Origin of the sequence: Oleiharenicola lentus (genome assembly GCF_004118375.1) — a bacterium.
GTDB classification, from domain to species: Bacteria; Verrucomicrobiota; Verrucomicrobiia; order Opitutales; family Opitutaceae; genus Lacunisphaera; species Lacunisphaera lenta.
Window position 1 is genome coordinate 2245298 of sequence record NZ_SDHX01000001.1, and the last position, 15338, is coordinate 2260635.

General features: G+C 65.3%; 14 protein-coding genes. 4 read left to right on the forward strand and 10 right to left on the reverse strand.

The features are described from left to right. Positions 1-41: 41 nt before the first annotated feature. Positions 42-1046, forward strand: coding sequence for an NAD-dependent epimerase/dehydratase family protein (locus ESB00_RS09325; RefSeq protein ID WP_129047426.1), 1005 nt, complete (start codon positions 42-44; stop codon positions 1044-1046). Next, complete coding sequence (locus ESB00_RS09330; protein ID WP_218938720.1) at positions 1043-2155, forward strand: DegT/DnrJ/EryC1/StrS family aminotransferase; 1113 nt, start codon at positions 1043-1045, stop codon at positions 2153-2155. The genes ESB00_RS09325 and ESB00_RS09330 overlap by 4 nt, the downstream gene beginning before the upstream one ends. 107 nt (positions 2156-2262) lie before the next feature. Here ESB00_RS09330 and ESB00_RS09335 read toward each other — a convergent pair whose 3' ends face one another. From ESB00_RS09335 to ESB00_RS09380, 10 genes are all read right to left on the reverse strand, one after another. Further along, positions 2263-2829: a gluconate 2-dehydrogenase subunit 3 family protein gene (locus tag ESB00_RS09335; protein ID WP_129047428.1), complete on the reverse strand. Its 567-nt coding sequence runs from the start codon at positions 2827-2829 to the stop codon at positions 2263-2265. Next, a complete protein-coding gene (locus ESB00_RS09340; RefSeq protein ID WP_129047429.1) occupies positions 2829-4511 on the reverse strand; it encodes an FAD-dependent oxidoreductase in 1683 nt (560 codons plus the stop codon). Before ESB00_RS09340 ends, ESB00_RS09335 begins: the two co-directional genes overlap by 1 nt. Positions 4512-4680: 169 nt before the next feature. After that, on the reverse strand, positions 4681-5880 hold the full coding sequence (locus tag ESB00_RS09345) for a Gfo/Idh/MocA family oxidoreductase (RefSeq protein ID WP_179954377.1): 1200 nt from the start codon (positions 5878-5880) through the stop codon (positions 4681-4683). Positions 5881-5937: 57 nt separating this feature from the next. Then, complete coding sequence (locus ESB00_RS09350) at positions 5938-7134, reverse strand: DUF6807 domain-containing protein (RefSeq protein ID WP_164976119.1); 1197 nt, start codon at positions 7132-7134, stop codon at positions 5938-5940. Between the two features lie 13 nt (positions 7135-7147). Next, on the reverse strand, positions 7148-8416 hold the full coding sequence (locus ESB00_RS09355; protein WP_129047431.1) for an MFS transporter: 1269 nt from the start codon (positions 8414-8416) through the stop codon (positions 7148-7150). Between the two features lie 202 nt (positions 8417-8618). Continuing rightward, a complete protein-coding gene (locus ESB00_RS09360; RefSeq protein ID WP_129047432.1) occupies positions 8619-9662 on the reverse strand; it encodes a Gfo/Idh/MocA family protein in 1044 nt (347 codons plus the stop codon). Between the two features lie 154 nt (positions 9663-9816). Further along, positions 9817-10209, reverse strand: coding sequence for an iron chaperone (locus tag ESB00_RS09365; protein WP_129047433.1), 393 nt, complete (start codon positions 10207-10209; stop codon positions 9817-9819). Between the two features lie 168 nt (positions 10210-10377). Next, positions 10378-10641 carry a hypothetical protein gene (locus ESB00_RS09370; protein WP_129047434.1) on the reverse strand — a complete coding sequence of 88 codons (264 nt, stop codon included), beginning with the start codon at positions 10639-10641 and terminating at the stop codon, positions 10378-10380. 43 nt (positions 10642-10684) lie between these two features. Then, the gene (gene ffh / locus ESB00_RS09375) at positions 10685-12025 is read right to left on the reverse strand and encodes a signal recognition particle protein (RefSeq protein ID WP_129047435.1); all 1341 of its coding nucleotides are present in this window, start codon (positions 12023-12025) and stop codon (positions 10685-10687) included. Positions 12026-12185: 160 nt separating this feature from the next. Beyond that, the gene (locus tag ESB00_RS09380) at positions 12186-12566 is read right to left on the reverse strand and encodes a response regulator (protein WP_164976120.1); all 381 of its coding nucleotides are present in this window, start codon (positions 12564-12566) and stop codon (positions 12186-12188) included. 120 nt (positions 12567-12686) lie between these two features. Here ESB00_RS09380 and der point away from each other — a divergent pair, with 120 nt between their 5' ends. Then, positions 12687-14183, forward strand: a complete 1497-nt coding sequence (der, locus tag ESB00_RS09385; RefSeq protein WP_129047437.1) for a ribosome biogenesis GTPase Der — start codon at positions 12687-12689, stop codon at positions 14181-14183. 115 nt (positions 14184-14298) lie between these two features. Then, positions 14299-15303, forward strand: a complete 1005-nt coding sequence (gene fmt, locus ESB00_RS09390) for a methionyl-tRNA formyltransferase (RefSeq protein WP_246026446.1) — start codon at positions 14299-14301, stop codon at positions 15301-15303. Positions 15304-15338: the final 35 nt, after the last annotated feature.

Below are 15338 nucleotides of genomic sequence, written 5' to 3' on the forward strand. Positions count from 1 at the left end.
TTGTTTCCCGGCGCCGGCGCTGACAGTTTCCCGCCACCCCGATGAAGAAACCCGCACCGTCATTCGCCAAGGCGTTCAAGGGGAAGCGCGTGCTCATCACCGGCGGACTCGGATTCATCGGCTCGAACCTGGCGCGCACGCTGGTGAAGCTTGGGGCGAAGGTCACGCTGCTCGACAGCCTCATCCCCGAATACGGCGGCAACCGGCGCAACGTGCGCGGGATCGAAGCCAAGACGAACATCAACCTCGCCGACGTCCGCGACCGGCACAGCTTGCCGGAGTTTCTGCGCGGACAGGAATTTCTTTTCAACCTCGCCGGGCAGACGAGCCACATGGACTCAATGACGGACCCGGAGACGGATTTGGAAATCAACTGCCGTGCCCAGCTCACGTTGCTCGAGGCCTGCCGGAAGCATAACCCGCGGCTGCGGGTGGTTTTCGCCAGCACGCGCCAGATCTACGGCCGGCCCGACTACCTGCCGGTGGACGAAAAGCACCCGCTGCGCCCCGTGGACGTGAACGGCATCAACAAGCTCGCGGGCGAGGAGTATCACCTGCTTTACAGCCAGGTTCACGGCGTGCCCAGCACCGTGCTGCGGCTCACGAACACCATCGGCCCGCGCATGCGCGTGAAAGACGCGCGCCAGACGTTTGTCGGCGTGTGGATCAAGCAGATCCTTGAAGAGAAGCCGGTCGAGGTGTGGGGCGGGACTCAGCTGCGCGACTTCACCTACGTGGACGACGCGGTCGAGGCGTTCCTCGTCGCGGCGACCCACCCGCAGGCGGTGGGAAAGGTGTTCAATCTCGGTGGTGTCGGGCGCATCAGCCTGCGCGACCTGGCCGCGCTGCTGGTGGATGTGGCCGGGCAGGGGAGCTACACGGTGCGGGAGTTCCCCGCCGACCGGCGCAAGATCGACATCGGGGATTATTACTCGGACTGCGGCCTGATTGAGCGCGAACTGGGATGGAAACCGAAGACCAACATCCGGCAGGCGCTGGCCAAGACCGTCGCCTACTACCGCAAAGAGCTGCCGCACTACCTGTGAACTCGCCCAAGATACTGCCCGCCGATCCCAAGGCTGCCTACCTTGCCGCGCAGGCCGAGACCGACGCGGCCATCCGGCGTGTACTGCTGAGCGGCCACTACATTCTGGGCCCCGAGGGTGATGGCTTCGAAAGGGAGTTTTCCCAATGGCTGGGCGTGGCCGGCACCGTCGCCCTGGCCAACGGCACTGACGCCATCGAGCTGGCCCTGCGCGCGGCGGGCATTGGACCGGGCGACAAGGTGGTCACCGTGGCGAACACTGTCACCGCCACGGTCTCCGCGATCACCGCCACGGGGGCGCGGGCGGTTTATGTCGAGATCGACCCCGCGACCATGCTCATGGATGTCGGTGCGTTGGAGGCGATGCTGACCACGCTGCGTGATCCAAAAATTAAGGCCGTCGTGCCCGTGCATCTCTACGGCCAGATGGTGGACATGCCGCATCTGACCACGGTCGCGGCGGCGCACAACCTGACGGTGATCGAGGATTGTGCGCAGGCGCACGGGGCCGCCATCGGCGGGCGCAAGGCCGGCACCTGGGGGCGGCTGGCGGCCTTCAGCTTCTATCCGACCAAGAACCTCGGCGCGCTGGGCGACGGTGGTGCTGTCTGCGGCGGCGATGTCGCTTTGCTCGAACAGGTCCGCCTCCTCCGGCAATACGGCTGGCGCAAGCGCTACGTGAGCGAGATGCCTGGCCGCAACAGCCGGCTCGACGAGCTGCAGGCGGCGATCCTCCGCGTGCGCCTGACCAAACTGGACGCCGACAACTTGCGCCGTGCGACGATCGCGGCCCGCTACCTCGAATCGCTCAAGGGGCTGCCGTTGGTCCTGCCGGTCACCGCCGAAGGCCGCACCCATTGCTGGCACCAGTTTGTGGTTCGCACGCCGCGTCGCGAGGAACTGCGGATCCACCTCGAGAAGAGGCATATTCTCTGCGGCGTGTTGTATCCCGTGCCCGTCCACCGGCAGCCCGCCTATCATGACGCCGCCCAGAGCCTGCCGCACACGGAACAAGCCTGCGCCGAGGTGCTCTCACTGCCCTTGCATCCGGGTCTGACCGATGCCGACGTCGAGCGGGTCATGCGGGAAGTGTCCGGCTTTTTTGCGTGAGGTTTGATCAGTAGCCGACTTGGAGCGCAGCGACAAGGTGGTCGGACATGACGACCACGCTTTCATCCCGCGTTCGCGGGACTCAAACGCGGCTGCAGCACGCAAACTTAGAGGTTCCTGTTTGGCTGCGTGAAGAAATAGCGATCACCCGGCTTGTAGGGCATGTTTCCGTCGAAACGCCCCGGCGCCTCCTCGTAGATCAGCACCTGCGAGGCGCCGATCTCGGACGTGAAGTAGCCGAGCACGGTGAGCTGCTTCATCATCTTGAAGAAGTGCGCGGGCGTGCCGGTGTGGGCCTTCTGTTCGGCATCAAGCGTGTTGAGGCGGGCGGTGCGGGCGGCAGGCGTGGCGGCGGCGAAGTTTTCGGCGCGCAGCTTTTCGAGGCCGGCCCGGAAGGCGGCATGGTGTGCGTCGTCGTAGCAGTCGGTGACCATCATCGCCATAAAGGCACCGACGCCCGCGGCCTTGGCGCCCGGAGTCGCGGTGGTGGGGATGATCGTCTCGGCAATCTCGTCGAGCAGCGCAATGTCGGTGGCGCTGAAATTGTCGCCGATGGTCTTGCCCGCAACGGTCGCGCCGCGCAGCCAGGTGTCGCCGCCGATGAGCGCGCCGCCGAGCAGAAAGCTCAGGCGGGCGAGAGCTTCACGGCGGGTGAGAATGTTGGGCGGGTTCATCACAGGTTCCTCCTCTTGAGCTCATTGACGGCGTGGGCGGCGGCACGGGCGGTGAGGGCCATGTAGGTGAGCGAAGGGTTCACGCAGTTGCCGGAGGTCATGCCGGCGCCGTCGGTCACATAGACGTTGGGTGCGTCCCAGACTTGGCTGTGGGCATTGAGCACGGAGGTCTTGGGATCGCGGCCCATGCGGGCCGTGCCCATCTCGTGGATGCCGCGGCCGAAGTTGTAGCCGGCGCTGGTCTTGATGACTTTCTTCAGGCCGGCGGCTTCGAGCATCTCGGCGGCGTCGTCCTGCATGTCGCGGCGCATCTTCAGTTCGTTCTCCTTGATCTCGCAGTCCATCGCGAGGACGGGCAGGCCCCACTTGTCTTTTTTCGCGCGGTCGAGAGTGATGCGGTTTTCATGGTAGGGCAGGATCTCGCCGAAGCCGGTCATGCCCATGACCCACGGGCCGGGCTGGCTGAGCGCTTCCTTGAGCGGGGCGCCGATGCCGAGTTCGGGCACCTCGCGTTCCCAGCCGAGGCGAGAGGCTGCGCCTTGGTAGCCGAAGCCGCGCAGGTAATCGCGTTTGTCGCCAAACAGATTCCGGTAGCGCGGAATGTAGAAACCGCCGGGGCGACGGCCGGCGACGATCCGGTCGAGGTAGCCCTCGACCTGGCCAAAGGCACCGACGCGGAAGTGGTGGTCCATGGCGTTGTGGCCGAGTTCGCCACTGCTGCTGCCAAGGCCCTCCGGCCAGATGTCGGTGGCCGAGTTCATCAGCACCCAGGTCGAGTTGAATGCGGAGGCGCAGAGGAAGACGATCTTCGCCTGGTAGTCGTAAGTCTGGTGCGTCTCGGCGTCGATGACCTCGACGCCGGTGGCGCGCTTCGCGTCCTTGTCGTAAAGCACGCGCGTGACGATCGAGCCGGGGCGCAGGGTGAGATTGCCCGTGGCCACGGCGACCGGGAGCGTGGACGACTGCGTACTGAAGTAGGCGCCGAAGGGGCAGCCGAGCCAGCATTTGTCGCGAAACTGGCAGTTGACGCGCCCCGCGTGTGGCTGGCTGAGGTTGGCGAGCCGGCCCATGATCAGGCGGCGGTGGCCGCCGAACTGGCTGCGCAGGCGGGCCGCGACATCCTTCTCCACGCAGTTCAGCTCGAAGGGCGGCAGGAATTTGCCGTCGGGGAGCTGGGGCAGGCCCTCGATCGAGCCGCTGATTCCGGCGAAGCTTTCGACGTGGTCATACCACGGCGCGAGGTCGGCGTAGCGGATGGGCCAGTCCACGCCGTGTCCGTCCTTGGCGTTGGCCTCGAAGTCGAAATCGCTCCACCGGTAGCTGTGACGGCCCCAGAGCAGGGAACGTCCGCCGACCTGGTAGCCACGGAACCAGTCGAAGGGTTTCACCTCCGTGTAGGGGCAGTCCTGCTCGTCGGCCCACCACTCGGCGTTGGCCTCGTGGAGCAGGTCGCGGTTAGAAATCGGGCGTTCGGCGATCAGTTCGCGGGACTTTTTCCCGCGATGCGGCAGCTCCCACGGTGCCTTGAGCGCGCTGGGGTAGCCGGTGATGTGTTCGACGTTTGGGCCGCGCTCAAGGAGCAGGACCTTCAGGCCTTTTTCAGTGAGTTCCTTCGCCGCCCAGCCGCCGGAAATACCGGAGCCGACGACGATGGCGTCATACGAGTGCGTGGAAACGGACATGGGGTGGGGTGCGCCAATGGAGGTCAGGATTTGCCGGGATGCAACCGGACATTTTTGCGAGACTTTGCATCGCGAATGAGAGCTTAAGCTTCGCCCAAAAAAAGGCCCGCAATGCTGCGGGCCTTTGTAAATCGGCGGCATCAAGCGCCGCATGCAGTTGCGAAACCGCCTACGCGATCTTCTTCGCCGCGGCCTGGGCCTTGAGGCAGAGCTCGGCGGCCTTGAAGGCGTGGGCCTGGGTCATGGCTTTTTCAGTGCGATGGATGCAGTCGAGGATCAACTCGCCGAAGAAGCGGAAACCGACCTGGCCGTCCACGTTGAGGTAGCGCTCGCCGGTCTCGTCCACGATATAGACATTGTCGCCCTTCTTGTCGCGGCCGACGTCCACGTATTTGCGCAGCTCGATGTAGCCTTTCTCGCCGAGGATGATGGTGCGGCCGTCGCCCCAGGTGCTGAGACCCTTCGGGGTGAACCAGTCCACGCGGACGTAGTTGGTCGCGCCGTTGTTGCCGAGCAGGTTGGCCTCGCCGAAATCTTCCAGCCCGGGCTTGTCGGGGTGCGCGTAGTTGGCGACGGCGGCGTGTTGGATCGTAGCGTCGGTCGCGCCGGTGTAGGTGAGGAACTGTTCGAACTGGTGCGAGCCGATGTCGCAGAGGATGCCGCCGTAGCTGTCGTGGTCGTAGAACCAGTCGGGCCGGCCCGGGCCCTCGCGGTGCGGCCCGAGGCCGATGACCTGCAGCACGCGGCCGATGGCGCCCTGTTGCACGAGATCGGTGGCGAACATGGCGGACTCCACATGCAGGCGCTCGCTGTAATACACCATGAACTTCTTGCCCGTCGCAGCGGCGACCTTCCGCGCCTCGTCGAGCTGCGCGAGGGTGGTGAAGGGCGGCTTGTCAGTGAAGTAATCCTTGCCGGCTTGCATGACCTTGCAGCCCATCGGGCCGCGGAACTTCGGGATCGGCGCGGTGGTGACGAGCTTTACCTCGGGATCGGCGAGGATCTCGTCGAGCGAATGGGCGACCTTGGTGTTGGGGAATTGCTTGAGGAAATTCTCCAGCTTCTTCGGGTCGGGCTCGAAGACCCACTTGAGCGTGCCGCCGGCCTCGGTGAGGCCGTTGCACTGGCCGTAGATGTGGCCGTGGTCGAGGTGGGCGGCGGCGAAGACGAATTCGCCGGGCTTCACGACCGGGTTGGGTTTGCCCTTCGGGGCGTAGTTCATGCCGTCGGCTTTCTGGGTGCTCATGGCGGGAGAGGTTTGGGCGGAGGAGGAGACCGCGACGGTGGCGGCACCGGCGGCGAGGGTTTTGAGAAAATGGCGGCGGGGTTGGTCGGTCATCGGCAGGTGGGGTGAAGTGACTTCAGTCATTCTGCGAGACACGAGACCATTGGCGAGGCGCGCCGAGGTGGACAGTACAACAGCGTGTCACTCTGCCGACAACGTGGCAACCGCGGGCTTGGCGTAGGCCTGCCAGCAGGCTTCGAGCAGGGCTCCGTCGGCCGGACCGTCCGTCACGACGAAGCGGTAGCGCATGACGTGAGGTTTGCCCGGCTCGATGCGAAATTCGCCGAGCTGCGATGGGGCGAAGCAGACGAAGGGTTCCGTGGGGTGCAGACGCAGCGGCTCGGGCGCACGAAAATTTTCCGGGTGGCCTAGAATGCCCACGCCGGCGAGGGCGCCGTCGCTGCGTCCGCCGATGTGGACCCAGCGGGCGCGGCTCGTGTTGCCCTTCACACGGTCGGTCTCGCCTTCGGAGGTGAGAAAGGTCGCGTTGTCCTTGCCGTTCCAACCATCGTGTCCGCGGAAGCCGAGGCCGCCGTAACGATACTCGGGCAGGATGAGCGGATCGGGCGTCGCGCAGGTCTGCGTGATAACGAGGTCGAAAACGCGCATCGGCGTCACGGTCGCGGTCACTTCGTAAACCGTGACCTCCCAGGTTTCGTTCAGCGCGGTGACCGGCGAAGGCGCGGAGAGGTCGATCTGGCGCTGCATGGCCACCCATCCGCCATGCACCGGACCGCTCCAGATGCGGACCAGTTCGGCAAACTCCACCTTGCCGGTGAGCTGGCCCATGTTCCAGAAATCCGGGGCGCGGCCCTGGAACTGCGTCTTGGTCCAAGGCGCCCAGATGCCGTGATGGTGCAGATGGTCGGCCGGATAGCTGCCGGTGATGACCGTGCCGGCGGGAGAGTGCACCGGGTGGATGTGGCCGCTGCGCAGAAATTTCTTGTCCACCCGGTCGTTGGGCAGGGGTTCCTCCCGGGTCCAGTAGTCGAGCACGGGCTTGCCCCGCACGGTGAGCTTTACCCGGCCGTCGGCCGCCACACTCGCAACATCGGTCGAATAAAAATCCACCGGCCGCAACGTGAGCACGGGGGACTCACCAGCCTTGATATGGGGCAGCACGAAGCGGGCGGTGCCGCCGTCGTCCACCTGCACGGAAAACGTGCCGGCGCGGCCGTTGACAATGGCGTTGCGCGAGGCCGCGGCGGGCATGGGAAACGACACCACCACGGCGGCGCGATCCACCTCGGCGGCCGGCACGGTGACGCGCCAGTTGGCGGCGGAAGCCAGCGTGGCAGTGGCGACAAGCAGGGCAAAGAGACGAACGAGAGAGGTCATGGCGAAGAATGAATTACTCGGGCAGCGGCTTGCCGCGGGTTTCGGGGGCGAACCAGATGATGACCAGGCCAAACACATAGACCAGCGAGATAACCGCACCGGCCTGCGCGTAGCTGCCATGGAAGGTCTGCATCAGCGCGCCCATTTGGAGCGCACCGACGGCGGCGAGGATGCGGCCGGCGTTGAACGACAGGCCCTGCGCCGTGGCCCGCACGCGGGTTGGGAAAATCTCCGGCAGATAGAGCGGCAGCCAGCCAAAGAAGGCGGCGGTGATCGCGCCCACGATGAAGGTGAGGGTCAGGAAGGTGGCGCCATAGGTGTCCACACCTCGGAAAAGGAGCGCGCAGCTGACCAGCGAGCCCAGGCTGAGCAAGAAGTAGGCGGGTCGCCGGCCCAGCACGCCGCCGAGCCAGGCGCCGACGAGGCAACCGAAGACGGAACCGAGTGCCGAGAGCGCCTGCGTGTAGGCCTTGGCCTTCGGGAGCTCCGGACCAGCCATCTTGTCGGCCCAGAGCGGCAGCCACTGCACGGAACCCCAGGTGCCGATCAGCGCGACCGAAGAGATCAGCATGCCGAGCACGAGCGGCTTGATCAGCGCACGGTTCGAGAAGATTTCCTTCATCGGCTGGGTGGGCTTGGCGGCGGCGGCATGCTGCCACTTTTCCGACTCCGGCACGAAGAGCCGCACGAAGAAGGTGAGCGCGGCCGGCAGGGCGCCGATCACCACGACCACGCGCCAGGTGTCCTGTGTCACCGCGAAAAATATGCCCACGCAGGCGATGAGCGCGAACCCGACATTGGCCGCCGCGCCGATGACGCCCGCGAGCATCGGGCGGTGTTTCTCCGGCCAGACTTCCATGACGAGCGCAACGCCCAGGGCCCACTCGCCGCCCATGCCGAGCGCGGCGATGAAGCGCAGCGCGGCGAGGTGCCAGGGTTCCGCGGCAAAATATACCAGGCCGGTGAAGATGGAATAACAGAGGATCGCCATGCTCATGGCACGCACGCGCCCGATCTTGTCGCCCAGCCAGCCGAAAAGCAGGCCGCCCCCCGCCGCACCGAGCAGGAACACGGCGGTGACCCAACCCATCCAGAAACCGACGAACTTGTCGTCCACGATGCCGGAAGCGGCCTGCATCTGCTGGAGTGCGGGCCGGGCGATGAGCGGAAAGATGCCCATTTCAAGGCCGTCGAACATCCAGCCGAGAAACGCGGCGAGAAGGACCATGATCCGGGCTTTGCCGGTGGCGGTGGATGGGGCAGGGGCTTGGGGTGACGTCATGGGTGGCGTGGGTGCGTGGGTGAAGAGAAGAGGCCGCGAGGGCGAGAGGCGATCGGAGAGGGGCTTAAGCGGTTACGCGAAAGCCCCGGCGTTGCGTATCATCCTGAGCGCAGCGAAGAATCCAGTGCGGCGGTCGTGAGGTGCGGTGGCACTGGATGCTTCGCTGCGTTCAGAATGGCAGAGGGAGTGCTCGGGTGGGGATTCATACTTTAACCACCTGGCCGCTCTTGGCCGATTCGTAAATGGCGTGGACGAGCGCGACCGCCCTGCGGCCTTCGCGCGCGCCGATGGCGGGCGGACGGTTATCGCGCACAGCTTCGACGAGATCGCCGATCTGCCGCAGGTGACCGGTGATGGCGATGCCTCCGGGAACGGAAGAACCAGAACCGAGCACGTCGTCACGCTTGGCGTGGCGGATGGCGTCGTCACCGGGCTCGGCTGTGGAAAAATCCCAACGGGCGATGAAGTCATCCTCCAGGCAGATGGAGCCTTTCTCGCCGCAAAGTTCGATGCGCCGCGACCAGCCGGGCCAGAGTGCCGTGCTGGCCTCGATGGTGCCAAGGGCGCCGTCGGGATACCGGAGCGTGGCCACGGTGGTGTCATCGGCCTGGATGCCGGTATGGACGCGGCGGGTGAAGCGTCCGGACACCTCGGACGGCAGACCGGCCAGCCACTGGAGCAGGTCCACGCCGTGGATGGCCTGGTTCATCAGTGCGCCGCCGCCGTCGAGTTCCCAGGTGCCCTTCCAGGCGGTCTTGTAGTATTCGACGGTGCGGTGCCACTTCACGTAAGCGCTGGCGAGAACCAGGCGGCCCAGGCGGCCGGCTTCGACGGCGGCCTTGACCTTCTGCGCGCCGGCGCCGAAACGACCTTGGAAGATGGCGGCGACCTTCACACCCTGCTGCTCGGCGGCGGCGATGATTTGGTCGCACCGGGCGGGCGTGATCTCGAGCGGTTTCTCGACGACCACATGCTTGCCAGCGCGAATGGCAGTCAGCGCGGGATTGAGATGCGCGCCGCTCGGGGTGGTGACGTTGAGCACCTGGACATCGGCGCGGGCGACCATCTCCTCGACCGTGGCGGTGATGACCGGGATGCCGTGCTTGGCCGCAAAGGCGACGCCGCGATCCGCGGAGCGGCTGACCACGCCAACGAGCTTGGCGCCGGGGGTCTGGGCGATGGCCTGCGCATGGTAGCCGGCGATCATGCCCGTGCCGACGACTGCAAATCCGAGAGGAGAAGACATAGATTTAGACGGAAGGTTTAACCACGAAATACAAGGAAGACACGAAAAGGAGAGAAGGAGGAAGCTGCCATCGCTGATTCATGTTTGGTCATTTCGTGTATTTGGTGGGTTTGCTTCGCCATCTTCGCTAAGCCTCCGTCGTGGGGACAAAAAGTCAGGGCTCAGTCCGCCATTTGCCGTCCTTCTCGACGCTTTCCGTGACGCGATGTTTCACGAGGCGTCGAATGAGGGTGGCGGGCACGGGCTGGTCGAGCGGGAAACGCACGGTCGAGCCGGAGCCATCGTGCTTGGCCAGTTCCTGCTTAAAGGCGCGGATGCTGGGTGTGCCCGGGAAGAGACTGACGTGATTCTTGAAGGCGGCATACATAACCAGAATACGCTTATACGAATGAGCCGGCATGCCCCATTTGAGAGATTCGACGGCCCCCGGCGCGGCGGTGCGCACGATTTTGCGGAGTTCCCGCAGGCGGGGGCGGGCACGATTGTCGGCGGCAGCAAGATACTCGATCACAGTCTTGGGGCGGGCGGAGGCTTTGGGGGGAGCCATGGGGTGTTGTGGGTATAGTCGCGCAAGGGTCAGCGTCAAACGCTGGGTTTGGGTCTGTGGCGCGGATCTATTCGGAGTAGCAGCCGTGCTTGAGCCGGAGGCAAAAGCGTGGGGTCGCGCACAGACCACATTGTCACTGCGCTCCAAGGCTACGCTTCAATCCGAATCCTACCGGCGAGACCTCTTGGTCTTCACCGTCCCGCCGCCCTTCGCCAGCCACCAGATGCTGCCGATGATCAGGAGCAGGCCGGCGCCGTAGTGCCAGTGGTGCGTCATGACGCGGGTCTTTCCGTCGATGCCGGTCTTCAAATAGGTCAGTCCGGTCTCGGTCTTGCCGGCGAGTGAGACTTCGCGGCCGTAGCCGGCATAAAGCAGCCAGAGGCCGGCACCGAGGGCGGCGAGCGCGAGGAGCAGTTGCAGGAAGCGAGGCATCGGGAACTCGCGGGACTGACAATCCCGCCTCCATCGAGAGGCGTCAGAACGGCATGCCGCCGCGGCCGCGCATCTGTTCCATCTGGCGCATGAGCTTCTTCTGGTTTCCGCCCTTCATCATTTTCATCATCTTCTGCATCTGGTCGAACTGCTTCATGAGCTGGTTGACCTCGACGACCTGCACGCCGGCGCCCTTGGCGATGCGGATGCGGCGGTTGCCGTTGAGCAGCGAAGGTTTCCGGCGCTCCTGCACGGTCATTGACTGGATGATGGCCTCGGTGCGCTTCATCTGGCGGTCGGCGTCGCCGGGCAGCTGCACGCCGCTCATGCCGGGCATCATGCCGAGGATGGACTGCATCGAGCCCATCTTCTTCACTTGCTGCATCTGCGCGAGGAAGTCCTCCAGATTGAAGTCCGCCTTGCGCATTTTCTCGGCCATGCGCTCGGCTTCCTTCTGATCGATGGTCTCCTGCGCCTTCTCGACGAGCGACACGACGTCGCCCATGCCGAGGATGCGCGAGGCGAGGCGGTCGGGGTGGAAGATCTCGAAGTTCTCCGTCTTCTCGCCGGTGCCGATGAATTTGATGGGCACGCCGGTGACGGACTTGATCGAGAGCGCCGCGCCGCCACGGGTGTCGCCGTCGAGCTTGGTGAGGATGAGGCCGGTGAGCGTGAGGGCGTCGTGGAAGGCCTTGGCGACGTTCACCGCCTCCTGGCCGAGCGCGCCGTCGGCCACGAGGATGACCTCGTCGGGCTGCACGGCCGCCTTGAGCTTCTTCACCTCCTCGATGAGGTCGTGGTCGATCTGCAGGCGCCCGGCGGTGTCGAAGAGGATGACGTCGGCGTTCTGCGCGAGGGCGGACTCGAGGGCCTTCGCGCCGATGCCGGGGACGTCCTTGGAGGCCCGGTCGCAGTAGAAGCCCAGTTCCTCCTGCTTCGCGAGAATCTCGAGTTGGTCGATGGCGGCAGGGCGATAGACGTCGCCGGCCACGACGAAGGGCCGGGCGCCCTTTTTCTTGAGCAGCTTGCCGAGCTTGGCGGTGGAGGTCGTCTTGCCCGAGCCGTGCAGACCAACCATGAGCACTTTCAGCGGACGCTTAGCGGCGAGTTCGGTCGCACCTTCACCGAGGAGCTTCACCAACTCGTCGTGGATGATCTTCACGACCTGCTGACCGGGCGACACGGATTTCAGCACGCTCTGGCCAACGCACTGCTCTTGGACGCGGTCGATGAAGTCGCGGGCGACCTTGAAATGGACATCGGCCGAGAGCAGGGCGGCGCGCACCTCCTTGAGGGCGTCGGCCATGTTGGCTTCGGACAGGGTGCCGGTGCCACGCAGGTTGCGCAGTGCGCCGGTCAGTTTCTCGGTGAGTGATTCGAACATCGGAGCCACGCACTGAAACCAGTCACGGGCGGGAATAAACACTAAACTTGGGGGCGGGGCGTCGTATGTGCGCGACCACCTAGTCGCCGTTTCGGCAAGCTCAAGGTCCCGAGTCCGTCGAGCGACTTCGCTCCAAGGCGGCTACACCAGAGGGCGCGGACTATGCGGCGCGTTTGGCGGCGATCTGGCGCAGCTTGTCCGCGATCTGGGCCTCGGTCCAGGGCTTCACGATGTAGTGGCGCACGCCAAGGGCGATGGCCTGCTTGATCGTTTCGCGGTCATTGCTGGCGGTGCAGATGACCGGCTCGACCGACTTGTGCAGCGGCGACTCGCGCAGGCGGCGGAGCACGTCGAGCCCGCCGGACTTGGGCATGTTCAGGTCGAGAAAGACCACGTCGAACCAGCGCTTCGGATCGTCAAGCAGGGTCCAGGCTTCGTTGCCGTCTTCGGCGAGCGTGAGCTGATGCTCGGGCCATTTCTCGAACAAATGGCCCATCATGACCCGGTAGCGGGCTTCGTCATCGGCGATAAGGATGTTCATAAGTCGATGGCCCGTGCTGCTCTCCATCGACACCGGCGGACGGAACTTGAGCCGGCGGGCAGGCGGCCCGCGCTGGAATCATCGCTTGCCAGCGTCGCCCGGGGCGCGATACCTCGGGGGATGCAGAATGCACCGCGCACCGTCGCCATCGTGGGCCGCCCCAATGTGGGCAAAAGCCGCCTGTTCAACCGGTTGGCCCGCAAGCGCATATCCATTGTTCACGACATGCCGGGTGTCACACGCGATGTCATCACGGCGGAGGTTGAGGACGGCGGCTACACGCTGCTCGACACGGGCGGTCTGGGCCTGACCGGCAGCGACACCCCGGCACGCATCACCAAGGCCTCCGAAGCGCAGGTTGGCTTCGCGATCGAGGCAGCCAGCGTGATTCTCTTTGTCATCGACGCCCGCGAGGGTGTGACCGGCCTCGACGAGCGCATCGCGCAACTCCTCCGCAAGAGCCGGAAGCATGTGCTGCTGGTCGCCAACAAGGCCGACCGCGGGCAGGAAAAGCTAGCCGACATCTCGGAGTTCTACCGGTTGGGCTTCGGCGAGCCGTTCTACATCTCCGCCGAGCACGGCAACGGCGAGGCCGAGGTGCGCAACGCGGTCCTGGAAAAGCTCGGACCGGTGCAGGAGGAAACCGACGAGGAGCGCGCCCGTCTGCACATCTGCTTCCTCGGCCGCCCCAACGTGGGCAAGTCATCCCTTAGCAACCGCCTGCTCAAGAGCGACCGCCTTATCGTCAGCGACGTGCCCGGCACCACGCGCGACGCGGTCGAACTCGACTTCAGCTACACCAACAAGGACGGCAAGCCGTGGCTGTTCCGCCTCGTGGACACGGCCGGCATCCGCGCCGCGCCCAAGCTGTCGTCGTCGGTCGAGTATTTTTCCCGCCTGCGCTCGCTCGAGGCCATCCACGGTTCCGACGTTGTGTTTATGGTGCTCGACGCGATGGACGGCGTCACCCAGCAGGACAAGGCCATCGCCGGCGAGATCGTTAAGGCGCAGAAACCGATCGTGATCGTGGTCAACAAGTGGGACCTCGTGCACGAGGCCTTCCGCACGCATTCGCCGGGCATGGAGAAATACAAGAACGCGCGCGATTTTCGCGAGAAGTTCGAGAAGGCGATGTTTGACCAGCTGTTCTTCACGCCCGGTGCGCCCGTGATGTTCGTGTCGGCGCTGACCGGCCATGAGATCGACCGCATGCTGCGCGCCGCCCGCGCGCTGGACCGCCGCCTCGACACCAAGATCCCGACCGCGCGGCTCAACGCCACGCTCATCAAGCTGGCGGACCGCACACCGCCGCCGGCGATCGGCGGCCAGCGCTTCAAGATCTACTACGCCACGCAGACCTCGCGCCGGCCGTTTCGCATCAAGGTGTTTTGCAACCAGGAGCGCACGCTCACCGAATCTTACCGCCGCTACCTCGAGGCGGGCCTCGTCAAGGAGTTCGAACTCGACGGCTGCCCGATCCACTTCGACCTCGTCGGCAAGAAGAAGGTGCCGATCGAGCAGCGCCTGGCCTACCGCAAGAGCAAGACCGGCGATGGCGGCACGGAGGAGGGCGGCGGCGAGGAGATGGAGTTTGATCCGAGCATGCTGGACGATTGAGGAAATGATTGCCGCCACCTGTCATTCTGAACGCAGTGAAGAATCCAGGATGAGGTGCGCTGCGGTCATTCCGCTGGATCCTTCGCTTAGCTCAGCATGACACTGGGACGTCACCATGCTTAAACTCGTCTTCATGGGCTCCGATGCCATCGCGCTGCCGGCGCTGGACTGGCTGGTCCGCAGCGAAGTGGGTCAGGTCGTGGCCGTATTCACGCAGCCGGACCGGGCGATGGGACGCGGGCAGAAGGTGCAGCCGAACGCGATCAAGCTCTGGGCCGAGGCCCGCGGCCTGCCGGTGCACCAGCCGGACAAATTCGATGCCGCTGCCCGCGCGCAACTCGCCGCCTGCGCACCCGAGCTGACACTCGTCATGGCCTACGGCCACATCCTCAAGCAGGACGCGATCGACACGCCGCGCCTCGGCACGCTCAACCTGCACACCTCGATCCTGCCGAAATACCGCGGCGCGTCACCGATCCAGACTGCCACGGCCTGCGGCGATCGCGAGACCGGCGTGACTCTCATGCGGATGGTGCTGCAACTCGACGCCGGCCCCGTGGCCGATGTCGAACGCGTGACCATCGCGCCGCTCGATACCGCTGCGGAGGTCGAGGCCAAACTGGCGCAGGCCTGCGTGCCGCTGCTCGCGCGTTGCCTCCCGGCCATCGCCGCCGGTCACCAGGTTTTCACCCCGCAGGATGCCGCCCAGGCGACCTTCTGCCGTCGCCTGGAAAAGGCCGACGGTGTGCTCGACTTTACCGCGCCGGCCGCCGCGCTCGCCGCGCGCATCAACGGCCTTAATCCTTGGCCCGGCTCTTCGGTCGAGATCAATGGCCAGCCGGTCAAACTCGGCCTGGCTGACGCATTGGGTCAGCCAGAGACCGGCCCGTCCGCGTCTAGCCAAACACCGGGCACAGTTCTCGGGCACAAGGACGACGGTTTGCTGGTCGCGACGGGGCAGGGGGTCCTGCGGTTGTGCCGGCTCCAGCGGCCGGGCGGGAAGATGCTCCCGGCGGGGGAATTTTTGCGCGGGTTCCCGGTTGCGCCGGGCACGCTGTTGCTGTCGCGACCGATGCCGGCGCTGGTCGCGGGGCAGCCGTTTCCCTATCGCAAGGGCTAGGCTTGTTTTTGCGGACGAATCGCCCAACCTGACGC